Here is a 19537-nt window from a genome sequence, read left to right as displayed (position 1 = left end):
CGACCATGCCTCAGCGCGGCCCCTCGATGCGGGCCAACAGCGCCCGGCGCGCCTGCTCGGCCTTCTCGCGCGGCGGGACGACCACCTGCGCCACCTCGGCTTCCGACACGTCGCCGTCAATCACCCGGTCGGCCATCGTCGGCGCGGGCACCTGCATGACCGGCAGCGCGATCACGCCACGCACCGTCACGTTCACATCGCGGGGCTTGAGCAAGCCCAGGTGGGCGCGCAGCTCGTGGATCGCGGGCACCTTGGGCGTCAGCTGGAATTCCAGCACCTCGACTTCGCGGGCGTTCTCGCCCATGCCTTCGAGGTAGCGCCGCACTTTCACCTTGTGGAGCGCGCGCTTGAGCGGCGTCGGCCAGCGCGTCAGCGGCTTCATGCGCGGGACAATAGTCCCGTCGTGCGGGTCCACGGCCTCCTCGAAGGCTTCGGTGAGGTCCGCCGTCGCCAGACACTCGAGCTCTTGCTGGATGCGGTGGCTGTCCACCAGCGAGGCCGCGCGCGCCGTGGCCAGCTTGTCGTATTCGAGGTAGGCCACCCGCGCCGCAATCGACGCCGAGCGCAAGAGCTGCGCCGCCGCCGCATCCGGCGTGCGCGACCCATACCCGGCTTCGCGGTAGGCCTGCGCGTGCCCCATGCCCGACGCCACCAGCCGACAAAAGGCCTCGTGGCGCGGATTCGGCAGCGGGTCGGCAGCGCCATCGGGCGCAACGGGGGGTCCCTGCATACCGTCACAGTACCGGCCGTGATTCATGGGGTCAATACTAACCTTACCACTCTTGACCAAATGGCTAAACTTAACTATCCTCTACGTATAGTTTTCCGCCCGGCGGGGGCCGGGTGTCTGCTTTCCACCACACGCGAGGCTGTTATGAGCACCACACACACCGCCCCACCCGCACCCACGCTCCACCCGTTTGCAGGCGCGGACGCGGGGGGCGGCGTGAACACGCACCCGACCAAGTGGGCGCTCTATCAGGCAGCGAGAGAAGCCGAACAGGATGCCGAGGACGCCAAGCTGGCCACGATGGAAGACTTGTACCCCGTGGGCGCCGAGATTCGGTGGCGCCACGGCGACCGCCTGATTCAGGGGGTCGTCACGGGGCACCAGGCGCGCGGCGACAACCTTCTGTACTTCAACCCGCGCACTGGCAAGCGCCACTTCGTGTACATCGGCTCGGTGCTGGACGAGATGGAGGGTCGGCAGCGATGAACAAGCGCCTGTGGATTAAGAGGGCCGCCCTTGGCATCCTCGGACTGTTTTCCTTGTGGGGTCTGGCGACACTCTCAGCCGAGTGCGGGGGAAAAGGCGGCGTTTTGGCCGATACTGGCGCGGGCATTCTGCAGTGCGTGCAGCCTGGCGCAGTCATTGTCGGGCCTCGCCGATGAACACTCTATTCCTCTCCCCCGACCGCGCTGACGTGGTGCTGGACGCCGTGCTGCGGGCCGCCGGAAGCGGCCTGCGGCATTACACCATGCCCGGCGCCCGGGAGCAGCTGCGCGCCACGCTGGACGGGGCGCTGCGGGCCGTGCTCCATGCGCCACCCGCCGGCACCCGCGACGACCTGGGGCGCGTGCTGGTCGATGCCGTGCAGGCCGGGATCACGCTGCGCGGCGAACTCGAGGCCGGCGCGCTGGCGGCCGACGCCTACGCCGAGGCGATCCGGGCCAACGTGCAGCGGCTGGACCTCCGGCTGCGGGCGCTGACGAGTCCAGCGCCTCGACAGGACACGATCCACGTGTCGACCAACGCCGTCGTGATCGACGTGTCGAGGATCTGACCATGCCCAGCTTGGAAACCGTCGTGTGGTACGCGCTGCTGGCGCTGCTCACCGTGTCGCTGGGCGTGGGCGGCCTGCTGGTAGGCTGGGCCTGCGTGGGCTTCTGGCGGACCGGTCGGCGCCTGCGGCGCACCCCGGCCGAGCACCGCGCCGCAACCCTCCGGGTGATCAATGGCGACTGAGCCCCGCAGCTTCGAGATGACGGGCGTGGCCGTCCACACCCTCAAGCTGGCCGCCCTCAAGCGCGCCGCGCAGCGCCATCAGCAGCGCGTCGATGGCGAGCGGCTCCGTACCCGGCGCACCCAGCTCGGCTTGACCCAGCTCGGCCTGGCGCAACAGCTTGGCGTCCACGTCAACACCGTAGCCCGCATGGAGCGCGGCGAGCTGCGCGTCATGCCCCGCACCTGGCGTCAGGTGGACGGGCTCACCTCGTTCGGGATCAGGCCATGACCGACAACAACACCAAAGCGGTACTGGCCGAGTTTCAGGCCAGCTACCACGAGCACGCCGGACCCATTTACGATCACGAGCGCATGGCGGCCGAGATTGTGCGGCTCCGGTCGCTGGTGCGTGACGCACACCGCGAGGGTATGCGGGCTGTCCATGATGACCACCTCGACTACGACGAGGAAAAGGGCTGGCAGGACTCCACCTCCCGCAAGGCGCTGGGGGCGGCATGAGCGCCGACGACCTCACTACCAAGCTCCAATCCGACCCGGACGCTCTCGCGGCGCTGGACCCGGCCGCCCGGGACGCGCTGCTCAACGGGCAGTGGGCCAAGTATGACCTCCAGCCCGATCCGTGGCAGTGGAGCGAGGTCCCGGCTAACCCGCCGGACGCGTTCACGGGCACGCATGTGCGGATTGGCGACCACCGCTGACATTTCGCTGACACCACGGGCTATGCTCACCGCATGGCCCGTGTTGCGTTCCACCCGGCCGGCTGGCCGGTCACCCATCCCACCGTGCGCTTCTGGCGCCGCGTGGTCGAGCGGGTGAGCCGCCGTCTCGCGGCAGCCAGCCTCAGCGAGGCGCCCCGCCTGACCGCCCGACTGCAGCGCGCCCGGGCCGCCTTGGAAGCCGCCGAGGCGCAGCACCCCGACCTACGCGCGGCGGGTCCGTTGCCGCTGCCCCGAGCCCTTGGACGCTCCTGAGCGCCGCTTTCTGGCGCCCTCGGGCAACCGCTCGCCGCGATAGCCCCGCTCCGCAAACAGCGCCGTCACGCTGCGGCAGTAGCTCAGCGCGTCCGCATGGCCATACAGCTTCGGCAGCAAGTTCACGAGGTGGAGCAGCTGCGCCACGTCGTCCACGGGCAGCGCCAAGGCGCCAGCCATCAGCTCGACACCCAGCCACGCGTGCTGCTGGCGGGTCATCTGGCCGCCGGGCTTCTTGAGTTCCACCCACACCCGGAAGCCCCGGGCCATGTGCACGTAGCGGCGGTCGGGCAAACCCTCGGTGATGTGACTCGCCCGGCGCTGCTCGTACCGCTCAACAATCCAGCCGGCGCGGGCCATGAAGTCGTCACAGGCGAAGGCCACCTCGGCCTCACTGCGGGGCTGCAAATGCGGCGCCACGGGGGCGCAGGGGCACACGGGCTCGATCATCGCACCTCCGGTGGCAACTGCCGCAGCATCACAATACCCTGGGGAACGCGCGGGCTCACATGCAGCCGGCAGCCCACCGCGCAGGCCACCAGCATGGCGTCCACCTCGTCACTCGGGTGCACCGACAGCGCCCAGTCGTCCGGCCGGATCTGGGCGCCGTTGGAGGCCACTCGCTCGTCACCCCATATCTGGTCCACCAGCGTCCGGATCACCTGCTCACGGGTCTGGGTCTTCATGGCGCCACCACGGCCGACACGGCCTCCGCCAGCGGTCCGGCATGGCGCGCCGCCGCTTCGGCCTGCTGCTTCGCCTCGCGCTCCGCCTTGACGGCCAGCACGGCCTCGCGGAAGTCCTTCCGATCCACCCGGCCCGCCTGGATCAACTGCCGCTGCTCAAGGCGCGTGGCCTGCTCCATGAGCCGGGCCCACACCGCCATCACGGCCAGCATGGAGCCCAGCTGCTCGTAGGCCCAGGTGTTCATGGCCTGCACGCGCCCGACCTCGAGCCGCTGCGCCAGCTGCGCCTCCGCTTCGCGCACATGGGGCGACGGGCCGGCCACGGGCGTGCTGCTGGGTCGGCTCAGGTTGCGGGCCAGCGTCCCCAGCTCGGCCGGCTTCGGGTAATACTTGCCCGTCGCCACCCACTGCTGCGCGGCCGGTTCGATGGCGTCGAGGTCGGCGCCCTGACAGGCCAGCGCATAGTCCCGCACAAACGCGTCGGCCGCCTCGCTGCGCCCCGTGGCCGCCGCCATCGCCTTGGGCCAGTGCCGGGCCAGCGTCTCGAGCGCGCGCCGCGTGACCACCAGCAGCGGCAGCGGCACGTCGGCCAGGAGGCCGCCCACAGGCCCCATCGGCTCGCCGGTCATGCCACCGCCTGCGTGGGGGGCTGTTCGCGCGCCTGCTGGGCCGCCAGGGCCTCAAACGCCACCACGCTGGGGTCACCCGGCCGGGTCCAGTCGATGCCGCGTTCCCGGCAAAACGCCTGCCCCTCGGCGCTGCCTTTCCGGGCCTCGATCACCGCATCCCGCATCAGCCACTCGGCCTCGGTCATCGGCGCCGACAGGTCCAGCGTCACCGGGCGCCGGGTCGTGGTCCCGAGCCCCTCGAACACATCGCCCACCGCCGCCATCTGCTGCCGCGCCTGCTCGGTGCGCCACGCAGCAATCACGGCATGCGTGAAATACCCGACGCTGCGCGGCGGTGTCCCGTCGCCCGGCGTCTTGGTCATGGCCAGTTCGCGGAGCGTCCGGCAGGCCCAGCGCAGCGGCACCCCAGCCGCTTCCAGCGCCGCCGCGGCATCGGCCGTGCTCCGGCTGTCGGCCCGGATTGGCGTCGGCTGCTCGCCGTACCGGGCCGTGATACCCACGTTGGTGGCCACACACAGCGCGATCCGGTGCCTGGGGTCCTGCTGGTCCACCGTGACGGCCTCGCCCGCTTCGGCCACGATGACCGGTTCACCCGCTGGCGGGTCCAGCGGCGGCGGTGCGGCGCGCTCGCGCGCGTCACCGACTGCTGCGATAGCAGCAGGAGGTGATATCTGTCTTCGTTCCTCTGTCTTCGTTTGGAGGGGTCCTGGCACCCCTCCCCCCCTGGGGTCCCGGCACCCCTCCTCCCCCGGGGGCACGGACCCCTCCCCCCTGGGGTCGGTGACCCCTCCCCCCGCAAAGTCCAGCGGGTCGTCCAGCAGCACCTCAGTGAGGCTCGTCAGCTGCCGCCCGGCGTCCCCCGTGCGCTCCACGCGGCGCACATAACCCCACTCCACCAGCCGGGCCACGCAGCGCCGGAAGTCGCGCGCGTCCATGCGGGCGCGCTCCGCCAGGGTCTTGTTGGACGCCCAGACGCCCTTGCCGTTGAGCGAGGCGTGGTAGCCAATGGCCAGCAGCGCCCGGAGGTCCTGCGGGCTGACGCGGTCGTCTTCCAGCACACGGGCCGGCACGATGCACAACCGCGACATCAGTGCCCACCCGGGCGCTTGTCCGCGTAGTCGGCCGTGGTCGCCGTGGGCACGTACACAATCTCGTTCCACGCGCGCTCGCCATCCTTCGTGAGCACGCCCCGGAGGGCTCCGGCGCGTGCCGCCCTCTCGAGGGCTCCGGCCGTCACTTTCACCGTACGAGGCGCGCCGTCCTCGCCACCCTTGGTGGTGAGCTCGTGCTTCCACGGTAGCGCCGTGTTGGCACGGCGTGATACACACGTGGCCCCCGCGTGCACCTGCTGCGCGATCCACTGCGGCGTGCCTTGTGCGGGCAGGTAGCCACTGGTGACGGGCTTGCGCTGTTGCATGCGCATGTCAGTGCACCCCCAGCTGCTTGCGGCGCTGCGCCTTCTTCCACTTCTTCCACTGCCGCGCGCTTTTGAGGCCATGCGCGCCGGCCAGCAGCTTGCGCGCCTGGCGCTTTGACGGGGCCGCGCGCTCGTTCACGCGTTCGGGCGCTGCCACCACACGCTTCTGGTCCTGCATCACCTTGCGATAGAGCCGCGCGGCGCGGCGCATCATCGCGGGCGTGACCGTGCCACCACGCGGCACGATGCCCGCCTGCACCGCCACATCTTCGAGGCGCTGCAGCGACTCTGCGCACGGCGGCAACCCCGCATCACGGCACGCCAATTCCAGCGGCCCACGCACGGCACGCACACGCGGCGCACCGGTAGCGGGATCGGTAGCGACGTGCGGCGACTTTGTGCGACATGATGCGACATCGGGCGACACCGCATCAGAGGGGGACGCGCCTAACGTGTTGTGTGACAACACCGCGTCCGGCGACTTAAAATCTTGTGCCTCACAAGGGCGTGCGGGTTCGAGTCCCGCTCCGGGTATGGACGGGCAGGGGGAGCGGGACGGTTGCGAGGCGCGATATGTTCCACACATGTCCGATGTCGTCGCGCTGGCTACCGAACTGCTCTCCATCGAATCCACAACCGGTCGCGAACGCGACGCGGTGGATTTCGTCTCCCGTTGGCTCGTGGCCAACGGCTGGAATGTGTCGCTCCAGGAGGTCGAACCGGGTCGATCCAACGTCTGGGCCACCCGGGCCGGCGGCCAGGTGACGTTCTCCACGCACCTCGACACGGTACCGCCCTTCATACCGCCGAGGCTCGAGGGCAATCGCCTCTACGGGCGTGGCGCCTCGGACGCCAAGGGAATCGCCGCGGCCATGATGATCGCCGCGCAGCGGCTGGCCGAGATGGGGGAGGAACGCGTCGACCTGCTGTTCGTGGTGGGCGAGGAGAAGGGCAGCCCCGGTGCCCGGGCGGCCAATCGTCTGCCGGCCACCAGTCGCTGGCTGGTGAACGGCGAGCCCACCGAAAGCAAGCTGGCCTCGGGTGGCAAGGGGGCGCAGCGCGTCATCGTGCGCTCTCGTGGACGTGAAGCCCATTCAGCGTATGCGCATCTCGGCCAGAGCGCCCTCGACCCACTGCTCGAGATGCTGCCTCAGCTCAGCCGGCTGGCGCTGCCCGTGGACCCGGTGCTGGGCGCGACCACGTACAACATCGGCGTCCTGCGGGCCGGCACCGAGGCCAACATCGTGCCCGGCTTGGCCGAGGCCGAGATCATGATCCGCCTCGTGGGCGACGTGGCGCCGGTCAAGGCCGCATTTGCCGAGTGGGCGGGCGATCGGGTGGAGCTCATCTGGGGTTCACACATTCCCGCACAGCATTTCCACGTGATCAACGGGTTCGAGGTGGAGCCCGTTGCCTACACGAGCGACATCCCGCTGCTTGACCGCTGGGGGAAACCGCTGCTCTTCGGGCCCGGTTCCATTCACGTCGCCCATACGCCCATCGAGTACATCGATGTGGCGGAACTCGAGGCGTCGGTTGACGCCTACATCCACATCGTCCGCTCCCTGCTCGCATGAACTCGTCCGCCACCCGTTGGCCGGTCGCCGTCCTTGGCGCGACCGGTGCCGTTGGTCAGGCCTTCATTCGCCTGCTCAATGGCCATCCCTGGTTCGATCTCGTCGAAGTGGCTGCCTCCGAGCGCAGCGCCGGCAAATCGTATCGGGACGCGGCGAAATGGCTGGAGGGACCGCTGCCCGACACGGTGGCGGGACTGACGGTAAAAGCCTGCACGCCCGACGAGGTCTCGGCGCCCATCGTGTTCTCGGCGCTCGACTCGGGTGTGGCCGGTGAGGTGGAGGCGGCCTTCGCGAAGGCCGGCCGTCTCGTGCTCTCGAACGCCAAGAACTATCGCATGGTCGCAGATGTGCCGCTCGTCATCCCCGAGGTGAACGGCGACCATCTGGGTATGATCGCGCAGCAGCGCGCCCTGCGTGGTTGGGCGGGCGGCATCGTCACCAACGCGAACTGTGCGACGACCGTCATCGCGGCGGCGCTGGCGCCACTGCACGAGCGCTTTCACGTGACCAAGGTGTTCGCGACCACCATGCAGGCCGTGTCCGGTGCCGGCTATCCTGGTGTCCCGTCGCTCGACATTCTCGGCAACGTCATCCCGTACATCGGCGACGAAGAGCCGAAGATCGAGACGGAGCTGGGCAAGCTGCTGGGGCGCTATGACGGTCAGCAGATCGTGCCGGCCGACATTGTGGTGAGTGCGCACGCCAACCGCGTGCCGGTGGAGCATGGGCACACGGTGTGTCTGTCCGTGGCTTTTGCCACCAAGCCCACGCCGGAGCAGGCCCTCGAGGTACTGCGAGCCTGGCGCGGTGTGGAGGCCGTGCGCGGACTGCCGTCCGCTCCCGAACCGGCGCTCATCATCCGCGACGAGCTCGATCGCCCGCAGCCGCGTCGTGACGCAAACGAGGGGCGTGGCATGGCCACGACCATCGGTCGTGTGCGCGCCGATCACCTCTTCGACCTGCGTCTGGTGGCCATGTCGCACAACGTGGTACGTGGAGCGGCGGGCGGGTCCATCCTCAACGCCGAGTTGCTCGTGTCCACGGGGCAACTGGCGGGGCTGCGCGGCTCGTGATCGTCTGCAAGTTCGGCGGCACGTCGGTGGCCGATGCCGCCGCCATTGGTCGCGTCATCGACATCATCGCCGCCAAGCGCGATCGCCAACCCGTCGTTGTGGTCTCGGCACTCGGCGGTGCCACGAACCAGCTCCTCGATGTGGCCCACAAGGCCTCGCAGGGCGAACTGCTGGCCGCCGTGCAGATCATCGAGCAGTTGCGCGAGCGGCACCTGCGCGAGGCGGCCACGTTGCTCGATGGTGCGCCGGACGCGGAAGAGCTCGCGCACGAAATCGGCGTCACCTTCGATGAGTTGGCGCATCTGGCCGAAGCGTTCCGTACGTTGGGGTATCTCACGCCGCGTTCGCTCGACACCGTGGCCGCCATTGGTGAGTTGCTGTCCTCGCAGATCGTGGCTGCCGCCTTTCGCCACCGCGGCTTCGAGGCCGATTTCGTGGACGCGCGTGATGTCGTGCGAACCAACGACTTCTTCACCAAGGCCGAACCGGATGTCGATGGCATCGCCCAGGCGTCCCAGCAGGTCCTCCTGCCGCTCATTCAGCGGGGCCGCATTCCCGTCGTGGGCGGTTTTGTTGGCGCCACCGCATCACGCGTCACCACGACCCTCGGCCGCGGTGGATCGGATTTCTCCGCCTCGTTGATCGGCGCGGCCATCGACGCGGAGGCCATCGAGATCTGGACGGATGTGGACGGCATGCTCACGGCCGATCCGCGCGTCATTCCGACCGCGCAGCTCATTGAGCGCATCAGTTTCGAAGAGGCCGCGGAGCTCGCGGCCTTCGGGGCCAAGGTGCTGCATCCGGCCACCATCGCGCCGGCGGTGCAGCGCGGTATCCCGGTGTATGTGTTCAACTCGCGGCGCCCCGAAGGCAAGGGCACCATGATTGCCTTCGATGCGCCGCGTCTGCCCGTTCGCGCCATCGCCGGCAAGCGCAGCGCGACCATGGTCAAGCTGCGGTCATCGCGCATGCTGCTCGCGCCGGGCTTTCTGCGTCGCGTCTTCGAGGTGTTCGAGCGGCACCGCACGTCGGTGGATGTGGTCACGACCTCCGAGGTGTCCGTGTCCGTCACACTCGATGACACGCACAATCTTGCCGCTATCCTGCAGGACCTCGCTGAGTTCGGCGATGTGTCGGTGGAGCGGCGCAGTGGCGTGCTCGCGGTGGTGGGTGCGGGACTCGCCGACGGCAGTGCGGCTCTCGCGCAGGCCATGGCCGCGCTCGGTCCCATCAAGGTGCACATGGCGTCGCTCAGTGCCACCGGCATCAACTTCACGCTCGTGGTGGACGATGAGCAGGTCGTTCCGGCCATGCAGCGTTTGCACGCCACATTCTTCGAGACCCAGTCATGAGTGCGTCGCCTGTGCGGGTGGCGCTCGTTGGCATGGGGCGCATGGGCCGGGCCCTGGACGCGCTGGCGGCCGAACGTGGATGCGAAGTGGTGGCTCGACTCGATGTCGCGGAGATGCAGGCCGGACTGAGCCGCGCGCATCTCCACGACGCGGAAGTGGCCATCGAGTTCACGACGCCGGAAACGGCCCTGCCCAACGTGGACGCGTTGTTGGCCCTTGGCTGCCCCGTGGTGGTCGGCACAACAGGATGGAACGCCGAGCTGCCGAGGCTCGAGGCACTGGTTGCGCGGCATCGCACCGCCGCGCTGTGGTCTCCGAACTTTTCGCTCGGGGTGCAGTTGTTCCTCGCCATCGCCGAGGATGCCGGGCGGCGTTTGGCCGGTCTCGACAGCTTTGACTGCCACGTGGTCGAAACGCACCACACGGCCAAGAAGGACGCGCCGTCGGGAACGGGCATTGCCATCGCGGAGCGCCTCGCGGACGGGCTTGGGCACCAGGTGCCCATCAGCAGCATTCGTGTCGGAGCTGTGCCGGGTACGCACGACATCGTGATCGATGCCGCGTTTGAGCAGATCGTGCTGCGACATGAAGCGCGCGATCGGCGCGTGTTTGCCGACGGTGCGCTGAGCGCGGCGCGCTGGCTCGCCCGTCAGCACGACGCGCAAGTGTTCACCATGCGGGATGTGCTGCGCAGCGGCTCCGTTGGGTCGCAGCCTGTTTCTTCGACGCCGGAGCGCTGACTTGTGACTGGCACCTTTTCCGCAACTTCAGCGCGCCTTCGCGGGTGCGGCACAGCCCTCGTCACGCCATTCAACGCGACGGGTGCCGTCGATGAGCCGGCCCTGCGTTCGCTCATCGACTGGCAGCTCGAACAGGGGGTGCACATGCTCATTCCCTGTGGTTCCACAGGCGAGGCCGTGACCCTGTCTGCCGCCGAGCATCGCCGCGTGGTCGAAATCACGGTCGAGCAGGTGAACGGGCGCGTCCCCGTCGTCGCCGGCGCCGGTTCCAACGACACGGCGAAGGCGGTGGCGACCTCGCGGGAGATGCAGGCCATCGGCGCCACGCATCTGCTGCATGTCACGCCCATGTACAACAAGCCACCGCAGCGGGCCCTGCTGGCGCATTTCCGCGCCGTCGCGGACGGATGTGACCTGCCCATCGTGATCTACAACGTGCCGGGACGCACGGCGGTGAATCTCGAAGCGGCCACCTGCCTGGAGCTGGCTGCCGACCCGCGCTTCGTGGCCGTAAAGGAAGCCTCCGGCAATCTGGCGCAGATTGCCACCATCATCCGTGAGCGACCGGCCCACTTCAGCGTGCTCTCCGGCGATGATGGCATCACCCTCGCGCTCATGGCCCATGGGGCCGATGGCGTGATCTCCGTGGTGTCCAACATTCTGCCGGGCGCGATGGCGCAATTGTGCGAGGCCATGACGCGTGGAGACCTGGCCAAGGCCCGTGAGCTCGATGCGCGACTCGCGCCGGTCATCGACGCCTGCTTCGTGGAATCCAACCCCATTCCCGCCAAGGCCATGCTGGCCATGATGGGACGCATGGACAATCGGCTCCGTCTTCCGCTGCTGCCGTTGCAGGACAACCTGCTGCCGCGCGTACGCTCGGTGCTCGAGCACGCCGGCGTGACGCTGACCGCGCACTGATCAACCGGCTCTCGTCCGTCACGTAGAGCCGAATCTTCGTCGACCCTTTCGCCTTCGTGCACTCCATGGCGCTCACCGTCGCAGACCTCGAAGCCCGTTTCAACGATCCGCAACTGCTCGACAGTGGTGCGCCGCTGGCTCACGACGCCCAGCAGTTGTTCGATACCACCATCGCCCATCTCGAGCGCGGTGACGTGCGCGCGGCGCGGCGTGACGCCGACGGTAACTGGCATGCGGTGCCTTGGGTCAAGCGCGCCATCCTGCTGGGCTTCCGTCTCGGCAAGGTCAGCGAAATGCCGAGCGCTGCGCCCTTCAGCTTCCTCGACAAGCACACCTTCCCCACGCGTGAGTTCCGCGTGGAGAATCAGGTGCGCATCGTGCCCGGTGGGTCGACGGTGCGCCGTGGCGCCTACCTCGCGCCCAACGTGGTGTGCATGCCGCCCATGTACATCAACGTGGGCGCCTACGTCGGACGCGGCACCATGGTGGATTCGCATGCGCTCGTGGGGAGCTGCGCGCAGATTGGCGAACGGGTGCACCTGAGCGCCGCGGCGCAGATTGGCGGCGTGCTGGAGCCCGTGAACGCGGCGCCAGTGGTCATCGAAGACGATGTGGTGGTGGGCGGCAACTGTGGCGTGTACGAGGGCACCGTGGTGCGTGCGCGGGCCGTTCTTGGCGCCGGTGTCATCCTGACGCGCGGCACGCCGGTGTATGACCTCGTGCGCGAAACCGTGCATCGCGCCACGGCCGACCAGCCGCTGGTCATCCCCGAGGGCGCCGTGGTGGTGCCTGGCGCGCGTCGCGTCAGCTCCGCATTTGGTGAAGCGCAGGGCCTGTCGCTGCAGACGCCGGTCATCGTGAAGTATCGCGATGACAAGACCGATGCGGCCACGGCGCTGGAAGCGTGGTTGCGGTGAGTCATGCCTCGCGGCTGACGGTACACGGTCGAGTTCGGGCGCCGGGTGACAAGTCCATCAGTCACCGGGCCCTCATCTTCGCCGCGTTGGCCGAAGGGCCCTCGCGCATCCGGAGCATCCTGCCTTCGGCCGATGTGCATGCCACGGCGTCGGCGCTGCGTGCACTGGGCGTCGCGGTGCCGGCATTGTCGGACGACTTTGTGGTGCAGGGTCGTGGGCCACGCGCGCTGCATACACCCGAATCCGTGCTGGACTGTGCGAACAGTGGCACGACCACGCGCCTGCTGGCGGGCCTCGTGGCGGGACTCGATGGCGTGGACGCGCGGTTCGAGGGTGACGCGAGTCTCAGTCGACGTCCCATGCGCCGTGTCGCGGAGCCACTGCGCCGCATGGGCGCGCACATTGCCTTTGAGGGCGCGCCGGGACACGAGGGCCTGCCCATGCGCGTGCGGGGCGCCATGCTGCAGTCGGTCGCGGTCACCAATGCGCACGCCAGCGCGCAGGTCAAGGGTGCCGTGCTGTTGGCCGGCTTGACGTCGGGCGTTTCGGTGACGGTGGACGAACCGCACGCGTCGCGCGACCACAGCGAGCGCATGCTGCAGGCGCGCGGCGTGCAACTTGCCGTCGCCGTACAGGAAAGCGGGGCGCGTCAGATTGTGCTGGCCGCCTCGCAGCATCTCGCGCCGCTTGATGTCGACGTGCCCGCTGATCCGTCCAGTGTCACCTTCTTTGCAGCGCTGGCGTGTCTGGCTGATGCGGGTGAGCTGTGGTTTGACGCCGTCTGCCTCAATCCCACGCGCACCGGGGCCTTTGACGTGATGCGCCGCATGGGCGCAGACCTCGAGGTGCACGACGTGCACGAGCAGGGCGGGGAACCGGTTGGAGTACTGCGCGTGCGGCCGTCCGCGCTGCGAGGCACACACATCGCGGGGGCTGAGATACCGCGCTGCATCGATGAGCTGCCGATGATTGCCTGTCTGGCCACACGGGCCAGTGGCGAGACCATCATTGCCGATGCCGCAGAATTGCGCGTCAAGGAAAGCGATCGCATTCGCGCCGTGGTGGACAACCTGCGTCGCCTTGGGGCCGATGCCGAGGAACGTCCGGATGGCATGCGCGTTGTGGGTGCAGCGACCGCTCTGCGTGGTCACGTACAGACCCACGGCGATCATCGCCTGGCCATGGCGTTTGGCATTCTGGGCGCGCTGCCGGGCAACAGCATCACCATCGACGATCCCGGCTGTGTGAACGTGTCCTACCCCAGCTTCTGGCGCGATCTTGCGCAGGTAACCACGGCGTCGGCACTGGACACGGTCGGAACAGCGGTCGAAGCGCACATCGGTCACCCGGCATCGCCTGGCACGGGCACCCGTCGGCTTGTCATTGCCATTGACGGACCGGCCGCCTCCGGCAAGAGCAGCACGGCCCAGTGGGTGGCCCAGCAGCTCGACGTGCGACATGTCGACTCCGGCGCGTTCTACCGCGCGGCCACGTGGCTGGCGCTGCAGAGCGGCGTTGAACCAGAGCAGTGGACGCCTGACCTGGTGTTGGCCGGGACCTCCCGCATTACCTGGCGCCTTACCGAGCGTTCGGTGCTACCGCTCATTGATGGTCAGGAGCAGGACCTCGCGCTCCGGGACACACCGGTCACCCGGCAGGTGTCGCGGGTGGCCAGCATGGCACCAGTCCGGACCTGGGTGAATTCCCAGGTACGGGAAGCCGGCGCGGCCGTGGACGTCGTGGTGGACGGGCGCGATATCGGGACGGCCGTGTTCCCGGACGCTGCGCTCAAGGTGTTCCTCATCGCCGACACCTGGGAGCGGGCACGGCGGCGGCTCATCCAGCGCCTCGGCCGCCGTCCAAGCGACGCGGAGATCGCCGAGGAGACCGAGGCCCTGGTGGCCCGTGATGCGCAGGATGCCACCCAGAGTGCACCGGCCCGCGACGCCGTGACGATCGATACCACCAGCGTGACGCAGGTGGAGCAGGTGGAGCGTATCGTGGCGCTGGCCAAGGCGACCCGGGAGCGGCTCGGGCAGGGCTGAAAATCGGATAGGTCGGCCCCCCGCCGCCCTTGTAGCCACGCCCAGGGCCCCCTATGTTTTAAGGCTCCCGTATTTCATCCGTATACCCCTATCTCGGCGCGGCGAGGGCAGTTCCGCGAACTGGAGAAACCCGACGTTATGAGCACTGAACTGAGCCCCGAGCTCGAAGCTGAAATCGCAGCCGCCGAAGAAGTGCCGGCGTACGGCCGCCTGACGGCGCGCGAGAAGCGCGATCTGCAGAAGAGCCAGCTCCGCCCCCTCGCGAACCGCCGCCCCGAGCTCTACGAGGAGGACGAATTCTCGTCCGACGAGTACGAGCGCATGATGGAGTTGTACAACGGGACGCTGGCGTCGATCGAAGAGGGTGAGATCGTCAAGTCGCGCGTTCTCGAGATTCGTGAGAACCTCGTCGTCCTCGATATCGGCTTCAAGTCGGAAGGCACCATTCCGCTTGAAGAATTCAAGGACATGCCCGACCTCAAGGCGGGCGACGAAGTCGAAGTGCTCCTCGAGCACCTCGAAGACTCGGAAGGCTCGGTCGTCCTCTCGAAGAAGAAGGCCGACTTCATGCGCGTGTGGGAGCGCATCCGCGTGGCCTACGAGAACGACGAGCCGGTGGAAGGCACCCTGGTCAAGAAGATCAAGGGTGGTGTGGTCGTCGATCTCATGGGTGTGGACGCCTTCCTCCCGGGCTCGCAGATCGCGCTGCGTCGCGTGCCCAACATCGACGAGCTGCTCGGCCAGAAGTACGAGTTCAAGATCATCAAGCTCAACAAGCGCCGTCGCAACATCGTGGTGTCGCGTCGCGTGATCCTCGAGACCGAACGCGCCGGCAAGCGCGAGAAGCTCATGAAGGAGCTCGCGAAGGACCAGGTGCGCAAGGGCGTCGTCAAGAACATCACCGACTTCGGTGCGTTCATTGATCTGGGTGGCGTGGACGGCCTGCTCCACATCACCGACATGTCGTGGGGCCGCATCTCGCATCCGAGCGAGATGGTCCAGATCGGCATGGAGCTCGAGATCAAGGTGCTCGACATCGATTGGGAGCGCGAGCGCATTTCGCTCGGCCTCAAGCAGCTGCAGAGCTACCCGTGGAAGGATGTTGCCGCCAAGTACCCGGTGGGTACGCGCGTCAACGGCAAGGTCGTGTCCATCACGAACTATGGCGCCTTCATCGAGCTCGAGCCGGGCATCGAAGGCCTCGTGCACATCTCCGAGATGAGCTGGACGCGCAACGTCCGTCACCCCTCCAAGATCGTGTCGATCGGCGAGGCCATCGAAGCGGTGGTGCTCAAGGTCGACGAGACCGAGGAGAAGATCTCGCTCGGCATGAAGCAGACCGAGCAGGATCCGTGGGTCATCCTGCCGCTCAAGTACCCGGTGGGTACGCGCATCAACGGCAAGGTCCGCAACCTGACCTCGTTCGGCGCCTTTGTCGAAATCGAGCCGGGCATCGACGGCCTCATTCACATCTCCGATATGTCCTGGACCAAGCGCGTCCAGCACCCGTCGGAAGTCGTGAAGAAGGGCGACGCAGTGGACGTGGTCATCCTCAACATCGACAGCGAAAACAAGCGCATCTCGCTCGGCCTCAAGCAGGCAGAGGAAGATCCGTGGCTTCGCATCGGTGAGACCTACCCGGTGGGTACTGAGCTCCCTGGCAAGGTCGTGCGCCTGATGGACAAGGGCGTGGTCGTCGATCTCGGCAACGACATCGAAGGCTTCGTGCCGGTGAGCCAGCTCAACCCGGAAGGCACGGTGACGAACCCGGCAGACTTCACGTACGAAGGCATGAACTTCGTGATGCGCGTGCTGGAGGTGGATCCCATCCACCGCCGTATCGTGCTCGCCGTGACGTCGATCCCGGAAGAGCAGCCGCCCAAGCCGGCCGAGCCGAGCAAGGTGCACAGCTCGGAAGACGAACTCGGTCTCTGAGTTCCTGGCAGCTTGAAGTGATGAAGGCCCCGGTCGCGATATGCGGCCGGGGCCTTTGTCATGTCAGACGCCTTCTCATTCGTGCACCGAGGCGGTAGGCACATCCGAGCACATGAATTCGAACCGGCAAGGCCGAGACGCGAGAAGGGCCCGCCGTTTGGCGGGCCCTTCTTGTCTTCGGACTATCGTGTGACGTCGAGCAGCTTAGCGCGAAACCCGGCGACGCGCAGCCAAACCGAGTCCCACAAGGCCCGAGGCGAGCAGCGCCAGCGAGGCGGGCTCCGGGACCTGCGTGGACTGCGTGTAGACCTTGGCAAACACACCCACGGTCTTGGACTGGTTCTCTTCAACCGTCAACTGGTCAAGGAACGTCACGCCGTTGTTCGCCGAGAGCCCAACAAGCTGGAAGTAATAGGTCACGCTGTTGAACACGAACGAGGTCGGCGCGCCGATCATGGTGACCAGCAGGTCGTCCGCCGTAGGGTTCAGGGGCTCGTTGATCCCGAAGTCGAAGGTGCCACCCACGGTGACCTCGGCCGGGCTGCTGCTCGCCGAGTTGGCGTCGAGCACGACGTTGACGTTGAGGTCCACCGACGTGAGGCGACGGTTGCCGGACGGGTTGTCGTCATTGTAGTACTTGAGCGTTCCCACCTTGAACAGCTCGAAGCCGTCGGCGGTGTTGAGGGTGACATAGTCATCCCAGAACGCGCAGGAACCTTCAAAGACGCAACCGTCGGGTGGCGCTGAGCGGTTGAACTGGAGGTAGCTCTGGCTGGAAGACACGGTGGAACCCCAGCGGATATCGATCTGGGATCCGGTGTTGTCAACGCTGGATTGGCCGCTCGTACCAGAGGTGTTGGCGAAAACCCAGTCGGAGAAGGTGGCACTGGTGGAGTACCAACGCAGGTCCGCCTGGGCTTCGGCCGTCGACGCACCAGCCACGAGGGCTGCAGCGAGCGAAAGGGCGAGACGTGAGAGCTTCATGGGTACCATCGGGATTCGGGGAATGTCGCTGTCTACACGGTTGGATAGAGCATTTTCCGTGCCATTGCTTCTCGGAAGAGAGTGCCGACTTTGGTATCGGACACGGGTTCGAAAGCTGACACAATAAGGGCATTATGACCGAACACCGAGCTCTACTGCAGCAATACGAATGCATGCCGAAGCTCTAACGGCGGTGTCGCGCAAACGGTCGGTGTGGTGTCGTAGCGCACATATGTCGCATGAAGGCCACAACATGAACAAAGAACGGGCGCCCCACCGAAGTGGAGCGCCCGCTTTCAGCTGAGGCCGACGGCCTCAGGACCTACCTTCGAAATCAGGCCTCGTCGCGGCGACGACGGGCGACGCCCACCAGACCCATCAGGCCGGCAGCAACCAGCGACAGGGTAGCCGGCTCAGCGACCTGCGACACCTTCTTTTCAAACTGACCGCAGAGCTTGCCGCCGTCTGCCGAGTCATACCGGTTGTTTCCGGCCGTGGGGATGGCGTCGTAGTCCTTGCAGTAGTTGGCGGCATTACCGGGGTGCGGCGTATCGAAGCCCACCACGGCGAAGCGGTATTCCTCGCCACCAACGTTGAACCAGTTCGACCAACCGCCACCCGAGAACGAGTACGCCTCGGCGGCGTTTGAGCTACCGAAGAAGTTGACAGTGAGGAGATCGTACTGGAACTCACCGGCGTATCCGGTCATGTTCACCTGGAAGCGCAGCGTGTTCGAGCCACTGGTAGGGTGAACACAGCTCTGACCGTTGTCGCGGCAGTTCAGGTTGTCGGAGAACGTGAAATAGCCGAGGTTGAAGGCGTTGGAGCGATTGTCGGCGCCGAAGGTGAGAGGCACCGTGCCCGCGCGTTCGAACTGGAAGTAGTCGTCAGGGCGGTCCGGGCTGGTAACCCCAGGAATCGACCAACGCGTCCAGTCAGAGTTCGACGCGCACGCCGAGGTCTCGTGGCTGGTGGCCGATGCATTGGTGCCCGTAAGGAAGCAGGCGTCGACGCGGGTTGCCGTCAGCTGAGCTGAAGCTGGAGCGGCGCCAACCATGGCGGCAATCGTCGCCGTCATGAGGAGGGTGGTTTTGTTCATGCTGGTGATGGCAATAAGGAGAGTGTTTACAGGCAGTCCTGCGAACTCAGCCGTACAGCAGGATTGATGCCGCAATGTGAAGCTGGGTTCATTATCTTTTAACTTTTTATCATTAAACGGGTTACGTAGTTGACTTGTGTTGGAGCTGAAACCCTTTGCGCACAACAATTGGTCGGGATCTCGTGAGCTGCATCACTTTTGTGGTTTTTTGGCAACACCTGGAAACGACAAACGGGCGCACCACCGAGGTGGAGCGCCCGCTGAGTCAGACTGGCACGTGCCAGTCAGCTTCCTTTGATCAAGCGTCTTCGCGGCGACGACGTGCCACGCAAACCAGACCCATCAGGCCGGCAGCAACCAGCGCGAACGACGTCGGCTCCGGAACGGTTGATGTACGCGAGATACGAACGTACATGTCAGCGCTGTTGTTGCCATTCTCCGGCGACAGGAATCCGGACGTTACGGTGAGCCCGCCATCGCGGCTGAAGCCAATCTGATCGATAGCGTAGGTCTGCCCACCAAACAGGAACGAGGAGCTCCCGCCGCCCAGCCCAAAGCTCACATAGTCGTCACAACGAGTGGTCGAACCCGAGTATTCGCAAGGCAGGTTGCCGCCCCACCACGTTTCCGGATCGTTATCCGTTTCGTCGTGGTTGATGCGGAAAGTCTCCGAATAGGTCGACGGTGTCGCACCAGTGATTGACAGGCCAATCGTGAGATCGACAAATGTCAACGTGGTGCCGGATACCGGGCGGTTAAAGTGAGTAAAGGTGCCGACCTTGAAGAGCTCGAACCCATCCGAGACATCGAGATTCAAAGGTGTGCTCACGCGCTGGAAGAGATACCCAGAGTCACCGGATCCCTGAGAGCCGAAACCACCGTTTCCATCAAGGTTGTCGCAGTTCGACTGGCTGGTGGAACCGGGCCAGCAAACCTTGATCGCGCTCGCTGGCGTGTTGTCGATGACGATCCCACTGTTGTTCGGATTCTTGTTGCCGAAGGTGGGCGTGATCCCCCCGATCGTGATCGTCTGCGCCTGCAGCGGCGCCGCCGCCAGCAACGCCGCGGCCGGGATGATAAACCAGGTCTTCTTCATGTCGAGGAGGGGCAATTGGTGGTGGGTCGATGGAGCTTGACTTACCGTTAAGCGGCAGAACCCGTGCCATGTGACAGCAGAATCATGAAATGGCGCATATGTAGTGCAGATCATACCGTTACCGTTTCC

24 protein-coding genes are annotated in these 19537 nt (G+C 66.6%); 14 read left to right on the top strand and 10 right to left on the bottom strand.

Annotated features, from left to right (window positions below; translation table 11 throughout):
* Window positions 1-10: 10 nt before the first annotated feature.
* Complete coding sequence (locus tag B2747_RS20030; protein ID WP_291165315.1) at window positions 11-730, bottom strand: terminase small subunit; 720 nt, start codon at window positions 728-730, stop codon at window positions 11-13.
* Between the two features lie 144 nt (window positions 731-874).
* Between B2747_RS20030 and B2747_RS20025 the strand changes: the two genes are divergently transcribed.
* From B2747_RS20025 to B2747_RS20000, 6 genes are all read left to right on the top strand, one after another.
* Window positions 875-1216 (top strand): hypothetical protein, encoded by a 342-nt coding sequence (locus tag B2747_RS20025; protein WP_291165313.1) that lies wholly within the window; start codon window positions 875-877, stop codon window positions 1214-1216.
* A gap of 172 nt (window positions 1217-1388) precedes the next feature.
* On the top strand, window positions 1389-1784 hold the full coding sequence (locus B2747_RS20020) for a hypothetical protein (protein ID WP_291165311.1): 396 nt from the start codon (window positions 1389-1391) through the stop codon (window positions 1782-1784).
* A 2-nt stretch (window positions 1785-1786) separates the two neighbouring features.
* Window positions 1787-1966, top strand: coding sequence for a hypothetical protein (locus B2747_RS20015; RefSeq protein ID WP_291165307.1), 180 nt, complete (start codon window positions 1787-1789; stop codon window positions 1964-1966).
* A complete protein-coding gene (locus tag B2747_RS20010; RefSeq protein ID WP_291165302.1) occupies window positions 1956-2234 on the top strand; it encodes a helix-turn-helix domain-containing protein in 279 nt (92 codons plus the stop codon). The genes B2747_RS20015 and B2747_RS20010 overlap by 11 nt, the downstream gene beginning before the upstream one ends.
* Window positions 2231-2464, top strand: a complete 234-nt coding sequence (locus tag B2747_RS20005) for a hypothetical protein (RefSeq protein ID WP_291165299.1) — start codon at window positions 2231-2233, stop codon at window positions 2462-2464. Before B2747_RS20010 ends, B2747_RS20005 begins: the two co-directional genes overlap by 4 nt.
* Window positions 2461-2664: a hypothetical protein gene (locus tag B2747_RS20000; protein ID WP_291165296.1), complete on the top strand. Its 204-nt coding sequence runs from the start codon at window positions 2461-2463 to the stop codon at window positions 2662-2664. The genes B2747_RS20005 and B2747_RS20000 overlap by 4 nt, the downstream gene beginning before the upstream one ends.
* Before the next feature lie 222 nt (window positions 2665-2886).
* Here B2747_RS20000 and B2747_RS19995 read toward each other — a convergent pair whose 3' ends face one another.
* From B2747_RS19995 to B2747_RS19970, 6 genes are read right to left on the bottom strand one after another with little or no spacing between them, the layout of a single operon-like run.
* Window positions 2887-3375, bottom strand: coding sequence for a hypothetical protein (locus B2747_RS19995; protein WP_291165293.1), 489 nt, complete (start codon window positions 3373-3375; stop codon window positions 2887-2889).
* An 8-nt stretch (window positions 3376-3383) separates the two neighbouring features.
* Entirely contained in the window at window positions 3384-3623 is a 240-nt protein-coding gene (locus B2747_RS19990; RefSeq protein WP_291165290.1) for a hypothetical protein, read from the bottom strand.
* On the bottom strand, window positions 3620-4252 hold the full coding sequence (locus B2747_RS19985) for a hypothetical protein (RefSeq protein ID WP_291165287.1): 633 nt from the start codon (window positions 4250-4252) through the stop codon (window positions 3620-3622). Before B2747_RS19985 ends, B2747_RS19990 begins: the two co-directional genes overlap by 4 nt.
* Window positions 4249-5322: a helix-turn-helix domain-containing protein gene (locus B2747_RS19980; RefSeq protein ID WP_291165284.1), complete on the bottom strand. Its 1074-nt coding sequence runs from the start codon at window positions 5320-5322 to the stop codon at window positions 4249-4251. The genes B2747_RS19985 and B2747_RS19980 overlap by 4 nt, the downstream gene beginning before the upstream one ends.
* A 17-nt stretch (window positions 5323-5339) precedes the next feature.
* Window positions 5340-5669 (bottom strand): hypothetical protein, encoded by a 330-nt coding sequence (locus B2747_RS19975; RefSeq protein ID WP_291165281.1) that lies wholly within the window; start codon window positions 5667-5669, stop codon window positions 5340-5342.
* Window positions 5670-5676: 7 nt separating this feature from the next.
* Window positions 5677-5973: a hypothetical protein gene (locus B2747_RS19970; protein WP_291165279.1), complete on the bottom strand. Its 297-nt coding sequence runs from the start codon at window positions 5971-5973 to the stop codon at window positions 5677-5679.
* Between the two features lie 280 nt (window positions 5974-6253).
* Here B2747_RS19970 and B2747_RS19965 point away from each other — a divergent pair, with 280 nt between their 5' ends.
* From B2747_RS19965 to B2747_RS19930, 8 genes are all read left to right on the top strand, one after another.
* Window positions 6254-7246: a M20/M25/M40 family metallo-hydrolase gene (locus B2747_RS19965; protein ID WP_291165276.1), complete on the top strand. Its 993-nt coding sequence runs from the start codon at window positions 6254-6256 to the stop codon at window positions 7244-7246.
* Window positions 7243-8319, top strand: a complete 1077-nt coding sequence (asd, locus tag B2747_RS19960; RefSeq protein WP_291165273.1) for an aspartate-semialdehyde dehydrogenase — start codon at window positions 7243-7245, stop codon at window positions 8317-8319. Before B2747_RS19965 ends, asd begins: the two co-directional genes overlap by 4 nt.
* Window positions 8316-9671 carry a lysine-sensitive aspartokinase 3 gene (gene lysC, locus B2747_RS19955; RefSeq protein ID WP_291165270.1) on the top strand — a complete coding sequence of 452 codons (1356 nt, stop codon included), beginning with the start codon at window positions 8316-8318 and terminating at the stop codon, window positions 9669-9671. The genes asd and lysC overlap by 4 nt, the downstream gene beginning before the upstream one ends.
* Window positions 9668-10411: a 4-hydroxy-tetrahydrodipicolinate reductase gene (locus B2747_RS19950; RefSeq protein WP_291165267.1), complete on the top strand. Its 744-nt coding sequence runs from the start codon at window positions 9668-9670 to the stop codon at window positions 10409-10411. Before lysC ends, B2747_RS19950 begins: the two co-directional genes overlap by 4 nt.
* A gap of 3 nt (window positions 10412-10414) precedes the next feature.
* Window positions 10415-11332, top strand: coding sequence for a 4-hydroxy-tetrahydrodipicolinate synthase (dapA, locus tag B2747_RS19945; RefSeq protein WP_291165264.1), 918 nt, complete (start codon window positions 10415-10417; stop codon window positions 11330-11332).
* A 65-nt stretch (window positions 11333-11397) separates the two neighbouring features.
* Window positions 11398-12249 carry a 2,3,4,5-tetrahydropyridine-2,6-dicarboxylate N-succinyltransferase gene (locus B2747_RS19940; RefSeq protein ID WP_291165261.1) on the top strand — a complete coding sequence of 284 codons (852 nt, stop codon included), beginning with the start codon at window positions 11398-11400 and terminating at the stop codon, window positions 12247-12249.
* Entirely contained in the window at window positions 12246-14294 is a 2049-nt protein-coding gene (aroA, locus tag B2747_RS19935; RefSeq protein WP_291165258.1) for a 3-phosphoshikimate 1-carboxyvinyltransferase, read from the top strand. The genes B2747_RS19940 and aroA overlap by 4 nt, the downstream gene beginning before the upstream one ends.
* Before the next feature lie 138 nt (window positions 14295-14432).
* Window positions 14433-16229, top strand: coding sequence for a 30S ribosomal protein S1 (locus B2747_RS19930; RefSeq protein WP_291165255.1), 1797 nt, complete (start codon window positions 14433-14435; stop codon window positions 16227-16229).
* A 204-nt stretch (window positions 16230-16433) separates the two neighbouring features.
* Here B2747_RS19930 and B2747_RS19925 read toward each other — a convergent pair whose 3' ends face one another.
* The 3 genes from B2747_RS19925 to B2747_RS19915 form a co-directional block, all read right to left on the bottom strand.
* The gene (locus B2747_RS19925; RefSeq protein ID WP_291165252.1) at window positions 16434-17213 is read right to left on the bottom strand and encodes a THxN family PEP-CTERM protein; all 780 of its coding nucleotides are present in this window, start codon (window positions 17211-17213) and stop codon (window positions 16434-16436) included.
* A 334-nt stretch (window positions 17214-17547) separates the two neighbouring features.
* Complete coding sequence (locus B2747_RS19920; protein WP_291165249.1) at window positions 17548-18312, bottom strand: PEP-CTERM sorting domain-containing protein; 765 nt, start codon at window positions 18310-18312, stop codon at window positions 17548-17550.
* A gap of 298 nt (window positions 18313-18610) precedes the next feature.
* Window positions 18611-19408 (bottom strand): THxN family PEP-CTERM protein, encoded by a 798-nt coding sequence (locus tag B2747_RS19915; RefSeq protein ID WP_291165246.1) that lies wholly within the window; start codon window positions 19406-19408, stop codon window positions 18611-18613.
* Window positions 19409-19537 lie beyond the last annotated feature (129 nt).

The organism is Gemmatimonas sp. UBA7669 (genome assembly GCF_002483225.1).
Taxonomy (GTDB): domain Bacteria; phylum Gemmatimonadota; class Gemmatimonadetes; order Gemmatimonadales; family Gemmatimonadaceae; genus Gemmatimonas.
Note: the sequence above shows the minus strand (reverse complement) of the source record. Positions and strands in the feature narration are given on the sequence as shown.